The organism is Brochothrix sp. (assembly GCF_017549435.1).
Classification (GTDB): Bacteria; Bacillota; Bacilli; order Lactobacillales; family Listeriaceae; genus Brochothrix; species Brochothrix thermosphacta.
The window spans coordinates 16750-28142 of sequence record NZ_JAFYUW010000048.1; the positions used below are offsets into that span (position 1 = coordinate 16750).

The 11393-nt window shown below is 37.5% G+C and carries 13 protein-coding genes; 2 read left to right on the plus strand and 11 right to left on the minus strand.

All coding sequences use genetic code 11. The annotated features are described in order from the left end of the window. Positions 1-6 precede the first annotated feature (6 nt). On the minus strand, positions 7-573 hold the full coding sequence (gene pth / locus IKV95_RS03350; RefSeq protein WP_287451404.1) for an aminoacyl-tRNA hydrolase: 567 nt from the start codon (positions 571-573) through the stop codon (positions 7-9). A gap of 369 nt (positions 574-942) precedes the next feature. Here pth and IKV95_RS03355 point away from each other — a divergent pair, with 369 nt between their 5' ends. Then, positions 943-1830, plus strand: a complete 888-nt coding sequence (locus IKV95_RS03355; RefSeq protein ID WP_036027157.1) for a cation diffusion facilitator family transporter — start codon at positions 943-945, stop codon at positions 1828-1830. Between the two features lie 87 nt (positions 1831-1917). On the opposite strand, the gene IKV95_RS03360 is transcribed toward IKV95_RS03355, so the two are convergent. Next, positions 1918-2535, minus strand: coding sequence for a 50S ribosomal protein L25/general stress protein Ctc (locus tag IKV95_RS03360; RefSeq protein ID WP_069119828.1), 618 nt, complete (start codon positions 2533-2535; stop codon positions 1918-1920). 229 nt (positions 2536-2764) lie between these two features. Between IKV95_RS03360 and IKV95_RS03365 the strand changes: the two genes are divergently transcribed. Continuing rightward, a complete protein-coding gene (locus IKV95_RS03365) occupies positions 2765-3712 on the plus strand; it encodes an L-lactate dehydrogenase (protein WP_029091283.1) in 948 nt (315 codons plus the stop codon). Positions 3713-3765: 53 nt separating this feature from the next. On the opposite strand, the gene IKV95_RS03370 is transcribed toward IKV95_RS03365, so the two are convergent. The 9 genes from IKV95_RS03370 to IKV95_RS03410 all read right to left on the minus strand — a co-directional run. Then, positions 3766-4722, minus strand: a complete 957-nt coding sequence (locus tag IKV95_RS03370) for a ribose-phosphate diphosphokinase (protein WP_029091284.1) — start codon at positions 4720-4722, stop codon at positions 3766-3768. A gap of 15 nt (positions 4723-4737) precedes the next feature. Continuing rightward, positions 4738-6114 (minus strand): bifunctional UDP-N-acetylglucosamine diphosphorylase/glucosamine-1-phosphate N-acetyltransferase GlmU, encoded by a 1377-nt coding sequence (gene glmU / locus IKV95_RS03375; protein WP_069119827.1) that lies wholly within the window; start codon positions 6112-6114, stop codon positions 4738-4740. Positions 6115-6284: 170 nt separating this feature from the next. Further along, positions 6285-6599, minus strand: a complete 315-nt coding sequence (gene spoVG / locus IKV95_RS03380; protein WP_029091286.1) for a septation regulator SpoVG — start codon at positions 6597-6599, stop codon at positions 6285-6287. Positions 6600-6729: 130 nt separating this feature from the next. Next, positions 6730-7563 (minus strand): pur operon repressor, encoded by an 834-nt coding sequence (purR, locus tag IKV95_RS03385; protein ID WP_029091287.1) that lies wholly within the window; start codon positions 7561-7563, stop codon positions 6730-6732. 107 nt (positions 7564-7670) lie between these two features. After that, entirely contained in the window at positions 7671-8534 is an 864-nt protein-coding gene (gene ispE / locus IKV95_RS03390; RefSeq protein ID WP_029091288.1) for a 4-(cytidine 5'-diphospho)-2-C-methyl-D-erythritol kinase, read from the minus strand. 218 nt (positions 8535-8752) lie between these two features. Further along, a complete protein-coding gene (veg, locus tag IKV95_RS03395; protein ID WP_029091289.1) occupies positions 8753-9007 on the minus strand; it encodes a biofilm formation stimulator Veg in 255 nt (84 codons plus the stop codon). A gap of 186 nt (positions 9008-9193) precedes the next feature. After that, the gene (gene rsmA, locus IKV95_RS03400) at positions 9194-10087 is read right to left on the minus strand and encodes a 16S rRNA (adenine(1518)-N(6)/adenine(1519)-N(6))-dimethyltransferase RsmA (RefSeq protein ID WP_069119825.1); all 894 of its coding nucleotides are present in this window, start codon (positions 10085-10087) and stop codon (positions 9194-9196) included. Next, positions 10084-10647, minus strand: coding sequence for a ribonuclease M5 (gene rnmV / locus IKV95_RS03405; RefSeq protein ID WP_069132417.1), 564 nt, complete (start codon positions 10645-10647; stop codon positions 10084-10086). Before rnmV ends, rsmA begins: the two co-directional genes overlap by 4 nt. A gap of 106 nt (positions 10648-10753) precedes the next feature. Continuing rightward, positions 10754-11393, minus strand: a 640-nt coding sequence (locus IKV95_RS03410) for a 3D domain-containing protein (RefSeq protein WP_287451405.1), incomplete at its 5' end; no start/stop codon positions are given.

Genomic DNA, 11393 nt, shown 5'->3' on the forward strand with positions numbered 1-11393 from the left:
TTCTCCTTATTTTGCAGCTTGATTATAGCGATTCATCGCTTGAATAAAATCAGCAGTTAACCACATTTCTAACGCATCAGCTGCCTCTTTAATTGAAATAGCTACATCCGGTTGTTCTTTTTTGCTAAATCGCCCTAATACCCAATTGATAATATTTCCATCATCTGGACGTGTTATGCCAACTTTCACACGTTTAAAATCCTGTGTGTCCAAATGTTGAATGGTTGATTTAATTCCATTATGACCGCCTGCACTACCTTTTTGACGTAGGCGTAACTGCCCTACTGGTAGATCAAGATCGTCATAAACAATAACAATATCGTCAGTTGGAATTTCATAATAATCTGCTAATTGTCGAATACACTGCCCTGATTCGTTCATATAAGTGAGTGGCTTAACCAATAGCACTTTTTCACCCTTGTGCACTATCGTACTGACTTCACCATTGTATTTTGTTACCTTGAAAGAACCATTGAAACGTTCATTTAATTCATTTATCACCATAAACCCAACATTATGGCGTGTGTCTTCATATTTTTTACCTGGATTTCCCAGACCTACAATCATTTTCATTTTAACTTTCCTCCATTTATCATGTGCAATTACCTCGGAACACTTAAATAACACCAAACTTTTATCAGAGTGGTTTACTTGTTGAACAATTGAGCATTACTGTTTAAAACAGCACACACATTTCCTTATAACTACTTTTTATAATTATAACATAGCTCTCTTTCACCCCCTACTTTTAACTTCTATCTTCAGTTTAGTTCCATGTGAAACACTCGTTTTCTTTTGCAGTTAACCAACATTAGTTGACATGGCTCAGACTCTATCTCATAGCTAAAAACGTTGCTATAGACCCACTCATCACCCACATGCTATGATAATAAAACATGATTTCGTTACGCATGTACAAACTTATTGACTGGAGGTTTCATTATGAAATCACACACTAATATCACGCTATTATCTATCATTAGTAATCTAACTATGTTTATCCTTAAACTCATTGTTGGCTTCGTTACAGGTTCCGTTGCAATCATCTCAGAAGCAATCCACACTTCAATGGATTTATTCGCTTCTATACTCACTTATTTTTCGATTCAAATCGCACGTCAACCAGCAGATAAAAAACACCCATATGGCCATGGAAAAGCTGAAAACCTCTCCGGTACTGTAGAAACATTACTTATTTATGTTGCCGGAATTTGGATTATCATTGAATGTATCGACAAACTGCGACACCCTGCGGAAATAACCTTACCTTTCTTAGGTATTGGCGTCATGTTATTCGGGGCATTAGTCAATGGGATTGTGGGGTATTTAGTTAAACGTTCAGCTGACAAATTAGGATCGGTTGCTATGAAATCAAACGCCCTTCATCTAACCACTGATGTACTCACCTCGCTTGGTGTTGCTGTGAGTCTTTTGTTAGTTCACTATACAGGTATGTTATGGCTTGACCCTGTCATCGGGATGTTGACTGCATTATATATCATGTATGAAGCAACCGTCTTACTAAAAGAATCCTTTCCACCATTAATGGATTCACGTCTTTCAACAAAAGAAGAACTTCTCATTACGGACGCAATCGAAACATACCAATCAAATTATATTGAATACCATGATTTTAGAACACGTAGAGCTGGCACTGAGATTTACATTGATTTCCATTTAATCGTTGCACAAGAAATGTCAGTCGGACGCGCGCATGAACTATGTGATGAAATTGAATATTCAATTCAACAACATTTTTCACAAGCAGAGATTTTAATTCATATTGAACCCGAATCGGAAGTCTTAAATGCCGATTTCACTCATTCATAATACGCATAATAAAAGCGAACCACCAAAGATATCAAATCAATGGCGGCTCGCTTTTTATTTTATATGGATACCATCATGAGTTGATGGTTATTCTTTTTCTTCTCCGCCATTAATAACTTCTGGTTCAGCGGCTTCCGCAACTTCATCCGTTGCTTCTTCTAATTTTTGTGGCGCCTGTAAAATAGCCACAACATCTTCAGCATCTGCTAAAATAGCATATTCTTTGGCTGTTGTTAAATCTGCCACAGTTATCACATCACCGATAGTGAGTTTCGAAATATCGATTTCTAAACTCTCAGGTACATTAGATGGCGTAGCGGATACGAGCACATTGTATAATACTTGCTCTAATACTCCCGCCTTGTCTTTCGGTTCACCTACTAATCGAATAGCAACTTCTGTTTCTAACTCTTCTTTCATGTTAACTGCTAAAAAATCAGCATGTACTAATTCACCGTTTAACGGATGTTTTTGGTATTGGTGTAAAATGACATTCGTTTTCTTTCCGCCTAATTCAAGTGTCAATACTGCATTACGTCCATTTTCTCTCAACGCTTTGATCAAATCAATCTCATCAACAGCAACGTTGGTATTTTTGATACCGTAGCCATAAACAACAGCCGGCACTGCGCCTGCTCTACGAATACTTTTTGCTTCTGAATGGTTTTCTAAAGATCTCGGTCTAGTTTTCAATTCAATGGTCATAATCAATTCCTCCTGTTGTAATAGACTTCTCTATTACTATACCCGTTTATATTTATTCTAATCATCATATTTTAAAAAGGCCTAATAATATACCCCTTTTTTTCGTTTATTAACGCCGAAACCAACTTATCTTTTTGTTATTTGCCAAGCCTTGCAATCGCATCAAAGATAACCTTATAATAAAACTGTAACAAGTTGTACATATAATAAGGAGGTAATAGAGATGGGAATTTCTAATAATCAAAAAGTCATTTTAATAGGTGACGGTGCTGTTGGTTCTGCCTATGCGTTCGCACTGGTTAATCAAGGTATCGGTCATGAATTAGGTATCCTCGATGTCGATAAAAATCGTACAGAGGGAGATGCGCTCGATTTACGACATGCTTTGCCCTTTCTTTCACCAAAAAAAGTGTACTCAGCTGAATATAGCGATTGTGCTGATGCAGATATTATTTGTATTACTGCCGGCACAGCACAAAAGCCCGGAGAAACACGCCTTGATTTAGTGACACGCAACTTGAAAATTTTAAAAAGCATTATCGATTCGGTCATGGCCACTGGCTTTGATGGTATTTTCTTATTAGCTGCGAACCCTGTTGATATTCTTACCTACGCAACCTACAAATGGAGCGGTTTTCCTGCTGAACGCGTCATCGGTTCCGGGACTTCATTGGATACAGCTCGTCTTCGTCAAACACTTGCTGAAAAAATCAACATTGAAGCGGGTAGCGTTCACGGTTATGTGCTAGGTGAGCATGGAGATACTGGTTTTATCGCTTGGTCTAATATTCGCATCGGAAATTTACCTATTGAAAAATGGATTCCTGACTTCACGGATCAAGCCAAAGAAGATTTCCGTGTAGCAGTTCGTGATGCAGCCTATTCTATCATTGAGAAAAAAGGGTCAACTTCATATGGTGTCGCAAGCGCCTTGGCTCGTATTACACGAGCTATTTTCCGCAATGAAAATGCTGTATTACCAGTAAGTGCCTACATGGATGGATCACATTATGGGATAGAAGATGTTTATCTCGGAACACCTGCTGTTATCGGACGTGAAGGTATCAATACAATTGCCGAAGTTCCTTTAAACGAAAAAGAAAAAGCAGAATTGACCCACTCTGCCAACACTTTGAAAAAAATCATTGCAGACTCTTTTACACCGCTTAATAAATAAATTAAATACAAAAAACCCCTTCCGGAATGTTCCGAAAGGGGTTTTCACTGTTTTTATTCGAACAAATCACTCACTGAACGATTTTCGTGAACGCGTAAAATTGCTTCGCCTAACAATTCACCAACAGAAATTTGTGTAATCTTATCACATTGTTTATCTTCAGTTAAAACAATCGTGTTTGTTACAACCATTTCTTTGATATTAGAATTGCTAATACGTTCGATTGCAGGTCCTGATAATACAGGGTGCGTACAACATGCATAAACTTCTTTAGCGCCACTATCTAGCAATGCTTGAGCAGCTAAAGTAATTGTTCCTGCTGTATCGATAATATCATCTACTAAAATACACGTCGCGCCTTCAACATGCCCAACAATGTTCATAACTTCAGCCACATTTGGACGTGGACGACGTTTATCAATAATAGCGATCGGCGCCTTTAATTTATCCGCCATTTTACGCGCACGTGTTACACCACCATGATCGGGTGATACAACAACGACATTGCTTGTATCAATTGTATTTTTAAAGTGTTCAGACAATAACGGCACACCAGTTAAATGATCAATTGGCATATCGAAAAAGCCTTGAATTTGAGGAGCGTGTAAATCAATCATGATTGCACGAGTGGCACCCGCTTTTTCAATTAAATCCGCTACTAACTTAGCAGTAATTGGTTCGCGTGAACGCGCTTTACGATCTTGGCGCGCATAACCATAATAAGGCATTACAATATTAATTGTAGCTGCTGAAGCACGTTTAAGTGCGTCAATCATAATAAGTAATTCCATTAGATTCGAGTTAACTGGACCACATGTTGATTGAACAATGTATACATGGCAACCACGAATACTTTCTTCAATACTAATTTGGATTTCACCATCACTGAAATGTGTGACCGATGACTTACCGAGTGGTACACCAACCTTATTGGCAATTTCTTCTGCTAGTTTAGGATTAGAACTTAACGAGAAAATCTTGAGCTTTGAATCTTCGTACAATTTAGACATGAGAACCTCCACAGTTTATTTTTTAGAATAGCCAAATTTTTTGGCATAGCCTTCTTTGTTTGTTTGTCTCGCACGAGCAATTGCTAATGCATGCTCTGGTACATTTTTGGTGATAGTCGATCCTGCTGCAATGAATGAATGGCTTTCAATCGTAACTGGGGCCAGTAAGTTACTGTTACAACCCACAAACACATGATCACCAATCGATGTACGGTGTTTATTTGTACCATCATAATTAACTGTAATACTTCCACAGCCAATATTAACATCTTGGCCGACATCCGCATCACCAATGTAACTAAGGTGTGGTATTTTAGAACCTTGATCTATTGTTGCATTTTTAACTTCAACAAAATTACCAATCTTAACTGTATCGCCTAATTTAGATTGTGGACGCAAGTGAGCATAAGGTCCAACTTGAACCTCATTACCAACAACGCTTTCTTCAATTGATGACGAACGAATAACAACCTTGTCACCAATCGTCGAGTCGATAATTTCTGTATCTCCTGAAATAACGCAATCTTCTCCGATAACAGTGTGCCCTTTCAAACGAACACCCGGTTCTATAATTGTATCGGCGCCGATAACAACATCACTACCGATATGAGTTGTTAATGGGTCTAAAATCGAAACACCTTGTTGCATATGTTTTATATTGATACGTTTTTGCATCAAACGTTGAGCTTCAGCAAGCGCAACACGATCATTTACACCAAGCGACTCTGAAAAATCGTGCATGCTATAAGCAGCAACAACTTCATTTTGCTCGCGTAAAATACCAATAACATCTGTTAAGTAAAATTCTTCTTGAGCATTGTCATTCGTTACTTTTTGCAACGCAGCAAACAAAGCTTTATTATCGAAACAAAAAGTACCCGTATTGATTTCTTTAATCGCTTTAATTTGATCTGTTGCATCTTTTTGTTCAACAATTTGTTCAACAATTCCTAAATCACTTCGAACAATACGACCATAGCCTGTAGGATTCTCCGTTACTGCAGTTAAGACAGTCGCTTTAGCTTTCTTTTCGTTATGATACATAATCAATTCAGATAATGTATCACTCGTTAGAAGTGGTGTATCTCCGCATAAAACAAGTGTGATTCCTTCTTTATCTTCCAAAAGTGGTCGCGCCTGCATAACAGCATGGGCTGTACCAAGCTGTTCAGTTTGCTGAACAAAAGAACTGTTCTCTTTCAAGTGCGCTTCAACTGCTTCTGCACCATGACCAACGACCGTCACAATTTCATCAACATTTAAGTGATTGATTTGCTCAACCACATGTTCAACCATCGGTTTGCCACAAACAGGATGTAAAACTTTATACAATTTAGACTTCATACGCGTCCCTTGCCCTGCGGCGAGTACGATTGCGTAGTGATTTGGCATCTTCCGAATCCTCCTTATTTCCTATTATGGAAAAGGTTATATACATCAATATGATAGCTTAAATTCGTGTTTTTTTCAAGGTAATAAGCACAAATAAAAAAATAGGCTAAAGAAAAACGCTCTCGAATCACAACGTTTTCTTTAGCCTGAACTCTTAATCATTATAAAAATCACTCATCATCAACCGGAATATCTTCCGTTGTCGATTCTGCTAGTTTCGCCTTAGCTTCTTCTTCCGCAGCTGCATATGCCGCTAAAACAACCTCTTGAATTTTAGCTCGTGTATCTGAGTTAATCGGATGGGCAATATCTCTAAATTCACCATCAGCACCACGCTTACTTGGCATCGCAACAAATAAATCATTATTACCATCGATAATTCGGATATCGTGCACAACAAATTCACCATCGAATGTAATCGATGCGATCGCTTTCATTCGTCCGTCTGTCTCAACTCTGCGCAATCTAACGTCAGTTACTTCCATTTTTAACACGTCCTTTATTCATGATGGGCGAACACCTCTAAGATGTCTGTCACCGTGCTAGAGGATTCTTTAACAATTACCCATCATTACTTCAAAGTAAACGTCTATCTTTTTAATAATGATTTTTTTCTTATTTACTATCTGTTGGCGAATTAAAAATATTACCTTTTTCAACTTCTATCGATTGTTGACGAACATCCACGTTTTGCACACGAATTACCGATACATAATCATCTACCAGTTTTTCACCCACATTTTCATCTTCAACCAACACACCGATACCAGCTAATTTAGCATCAAATTCTTCCAACAAACTCTTCATTCCATTGACGGTTCCGCCAGCTTTCATAAAGTCATCTACAACTAATACATTTGAGCCTGTAGGTAGACTGCGTTTAGATAACGCCATTTTTTCAATTCGATTCGACGATCCCGATACGTAATTGATACTTACTGTCGATCCCTCTGTCACTTTATTATCACGACGCACAATAACGAACGGAACATTAAGTTCACTTGCTACAGCTTGTGCAATCGGAATTCCTTTCGTTGCAACTGTCATAATCATATCAATTTTTGTATCCACAAATTTAGATGCAAAAATTTTACCGATTGTGTGCAGCGTTTCTGGCTCGCCTAAAATATCAGATAAAAATAAGTAACCACCTGGTAACAAGCGCTCTTTATCTGCGATGCGTTGACATAAATCATCAACAAAAAGCTCTGCATTTTCACGGCTAATTTTCGAGAGGTAACGCACACCACCAGCAGCACCAGGTAATGTTTCTAACGTACCGATTCCTCTATTTTCAAACGTTTTTTTGACAATCATTAAATCCTCGCTAATTGATGACTTCGCTGATTCATAACGATTCGCAAAAAAGCTTAATGAAATAAGCGTTCTTGGATGCGTCAATAAATGCTGAGTCATATCAATCAATCGTTCACTTCTTCTTACTTTCACCGTCTCACACCCTTCTACAATCTTAAACACAAACATTCAGTGTTTTTTTATCGATTTCATTCGTATATATTTTATTATAATAGAAACAATGGCATTATGCTTGTTTTTTATTCAAATTGCGGTTTTAAAAATCGTACCATGTGCACATTTTTACAAAAACCACTGACACTGTTATATAGTCTTTTCGCTTTTTTCTCAGTTTTTACAATTGCAAAAACCGTCGGACCTGTCCCGCTCATCAACACTGCATCTGCCCCAAAGGCTTCAAATTGTTTTTTCAAATAAGAAATTTCGGCATACTTTTCTAAAGAATAGTCTTCTAAATCATTACCTAGTGCTTCCACCATCTGATAATAATCCCCCGAAGCAATAGCAGCTAACATCTTTTCAGAATGTTGGTGTTGTATGTCATTGACTTCTAAGTGTGAAAAAACGTCTCGAGTCGAAACAGATATAGCCGGTTTAGCAAGAACAACCCAGCAAGGGGGTAACGAAGGTAAGGGTGTGATTTTTTCACCACGTCCATTACACATGGCTACGCCACCATATACACAAAAAGATACATCTGAACCAATTTCAGCACCTATTTCAGCGAGTTCATCAAGTGATAAATTCAATTCCCAAAGTTGGTTTAAACCGTGTAGCGTTGCCGCAGCATCACTACTACCTCCGGCCATACCTGCTGAAATTGGAATTTTTTTATCTAACTTTATCGTTGCACCTTTAGTGACTTGAAAGCGACGTTGCAATAAAAGTCCTGCTTTAACTATCAAATTACGCCCATCCTCAGGAACTGCATTAGAACTGGATTCCAACTTAATATTACCATCTAAACGCAACGAAAAATCGAGGTAATCGGCTAAATCCACCATTGCCATTACTGTTTCCAATTCATGATAACCATCATCACGTTTCCCTAAAATATCTAGAGCTAAATTGAGTTTAGCTGTTGCTTTCACTGTAATATCCATCGCCGTCGTCTCCCACTTTTTCATTTATGATAAGAAATCCGCACTCGTTAGTACTTCTTTTATACGCACTTAAACTTAATTTTTTTATTATAGCATGTTTTCTGTATATTAAAGAAGATTATTGGCAGATATTGAAAAAAGATAAGTATAAAAGGGCATAAAAAAAGGCAAACGCAGTGTTCGCCACATGAAAAATAACTCATTTTTGTTAATCTAGTTTACGCTTCGATCGCTTTTACTTCATCAAATACAATTTCCACTGCATCTGTTAAAACGTCTGCGTAACTATATGAAACACGTTCGAAATTGTTTTCGTCTTGATCTAACTCAACCACAAAAACTGACGGATACGTTTCGGATAAAATTCCACTACGCTCAACAATCTTTTTACGACCACCATTTGCTTTTAACATTAAACGATCACCTAAATGACTATCAAGATTTTTTTTGATAGTTGCCAGTGTTTTTGACATGCGCATCCACCTCACTATACCTAATGATAGCACAAATGCACATTTTTATCAAGTAACCAACTATTTTATCAGTACTACACCGTCAAGTCAATTGATTTTACCGATATTTTTTATTTTTTTTGAAAAGGTTACAATTTTATTCTTTTTCATCAAAAACAGAACGCTAAAAGGCTTGCTGTCAGTATTCTAGTTCTCAGGATTTTGAACATATTTTTTCAAAATGTTAGATAAATTAGCGAAATCTTGAATAGATAATGTCTCACCACGTTGAATAAGAGCAATATCATATGTTGCTAATTCTGCTTCGAAAGTTTCTTTTTGCTCCTTCAATTGCGGATAACTTGATGTTAAATTATTCCACAGTGTTTTACGACGTTGTTGGAACGAAGCGCGTGTTACAGTGAAGAAAAATTCTTCATCGTCCACTTGTGCCACTGGCTGTTCGTGACGTCGTAAATGCACCACGGCTGACTCAACATTAGGCTGCGGCATAAAAACCGTCTTAGGGACTATCAGAGCCACTTCAGCAGTCATATAATATTGAATAGCGATTGATAAGCTACCATAAGCTTTTGTTCCAGGTTTTGCTGAAATACGATCCGCCACTTCTTTTTGTAGCATGATAGTAAATGAATCAATACGCGGTACTTTTAATAATCCCAAAATAATGGGGGTTGTAACATAGTACGGCAAATTAGCGACAACATCTACTCCGCCTTCAGCTGGAAGATACTCATCAATCAATGCAGAAACATCTGCTTTTAAAACATCTTGATGATGAATATGTACATTATCATAAGCTGACAACGTATCATCTAAAATCGGCAGTAAACGCTGATCAATTTCAAAAGCCAATACACGGTGTGCATGTCGTGCTAATTGCTCTGTAAGAGCACCGATACCTGGTCCAACCTCCATCACATTCGAGTTTTCGTCGATGCCAGCAGCGTCTACAATGTTAAGTAACACATTCGTATCAACAATAAAGTTTTGACCTAAGCTTTTTTTAAACATAAAATCATATTTTTGTAGAATTTCTTTTGTTCTTGTTGGTGTTGCAATTGCTAATTGTCGTGTCATTTTAGTCGTCCCTTCTCTATTTCTGCTAATGCGGCTTCAAATTGTTCACGCGTAATATGAAACATTCGCAGTCTGTTCATTAATTGTTTACCATTTGTATAACCTATTTTCAAAACATCACCTAAAATCGCGCGTTTCTCTTTAGAACCTGGACCACCCAAATAACCTAGAGCGATCAATTCTTCTTGCGTTACTTCTGACGTGAATGCCTCGTTATCGGTCGTGTAAACATTCGCTAAAGCTTCCCTGATAACGTCGTCTGATGCATGTTCTACACCTAAACTAGCACCTGCTCGTTTTGATTGAGCTGCCCCGCGCTCAATAAAAGCATGTTTACAGCCAGGAACATATCGGTCGATTGTTTGACGAATTTTATTCCCCGGAAAATCAGGATCCGTTAAAACAATAACCCCTCTTATTTCCTGAGCTTTCTTTATACGTTCTAACGTTTTTTTTGATATTGCTGAACCATTTGTCTCGATTGTATCTGCAGCAACAGCTCGATGTATCGCTATTGTATCATCCTTACCTTCTACCACGATAATTTCTTTGATTTTCATAGAAACCGTCCTTCACTTCATTTAATCTCTTACTTATATTACCACAACAGAAAAAAGCTGCCTACTCTCGTTAATTAAAACGTTAGAGTAAACAGCTTAAAATGTTTTAGTTAAGGATATGAATTGTTAATGCACGACGACCAAACGAAATAGCTTCACTATGCGAAGCAACGTATACGTCGATAATGTTACCGTTGATTGCACCACCAGTATCACCAGCAATGTATTCACCATAACCATCAATTAACACACGACTGCCTAATGGAATAACTGAGGGATCTACAGCAATAACTTTTGAGTTATCGTTAAGATTAATACCCGTAGCTGTTATACCACCGCCTGTATAAGCTGTTGCTTCTACTTGCATCGTACGACCACTTGTTGCAGCTTCTGGAGCTTCTGCTTTTGTCTCTACAATTTCTTCAGTTTCAGTTGCAGCTTGAGTTGTTTTCTCTTCTTTTTCAGCAACTGGTTTTTCTGTTTTTGTAGCAACAACTTCCTTAACTTCTTTTGTTTCTTTCACTTTCGTACCTACTAATACAATTTTATCAACTGGTTCTTGAACAGTTGTTTCAGATATTTTTTTAGTTGATTGAACTGTGTTATTAGCAACAACCGTTTCATATGTCATTTCTTTTTTACCTTGTTCGCCTTTTTGAGCGACTTTAGTTTTACCTTCAGCTAGAGAATCATCTTCTTTTTCAACAGTTTTAAAACGAATGTTTTTGTTTTTAACCGTTTCGTTA

What these genes read in the sequence shown, in the direction of transcription:
- pth (WP_287451404.1), bottom strand. Translation starts at nt 573, where the DNA reads ATGAAAATGATTGTAGGTCTGGGAAATCCAGGTAAAAAATATGAAGAC.
- IKV95_RS03355 (WP_036027157.1), top strand. Translation starts at nt 943, where the DNA reads ATGAAATCACACACTAATATCACGCTATTATCTATCATTAGTAATCTA.
- IKV95_RS03360 (WP_069119828.1), bottom strand. Translation starts at nt 2,535, where the DNA reads ATGACCATTGAATTGAAAACTAGACCGAGATCTTTAGAAAACCATTCA.
- IKV95_RS03370 (WP_029091284.1), bottom strand. Translation starts at nt 4,722, where the DNA reads ATGTCTAAATTGTACGAAGATTCAAAGCTCAAGATTTTCTCGTTAAGT.
- glmU (WP_069119827.1), bottom strand. Translation starts at nt 6,114, where the DNA reads ATGCCAAATCACTACGCAATCGTACTCGCCGCAGGGCAAGGGACGCGT.
- spoVG (WP_029091286.1), bottom strand. Translation starts at nt 6,599, where the DNA reads ATGGAAGTAACTGACGTTAGATTGCGCAGAGTTGAGACAGACGGACGA.
- ispE (WP_029091288.1), bottom strand. Translation starts at nt 8,534, where the DNA reads ATGGATATTACAGTGAAAGCAACAGCTAAACTCAATTTAGCTCTAGAT.
- veg (WP_029091289.1), bottom strand. Translation starts at nt 9,007, where the DNA reads ATGTCAAAAACACTGGCAACTATCAAAAAAAATCTTGATAGTCATTTA.
- rsmA (WP_069119825.1), bottom strand. Translation starts at nt 10,087, where the DNA reads ATGACACGACAATTAGCAATTGCAACACCAACAAGAACAAAAGAAATT.
- rnmV (WP_069132417.1), bottom strand. Translation starts at nt 10,647, where the DNA reads ATGAAAATCAAAGAAATTATCGTGGTAGAAGGTAAGGATGATACAATA.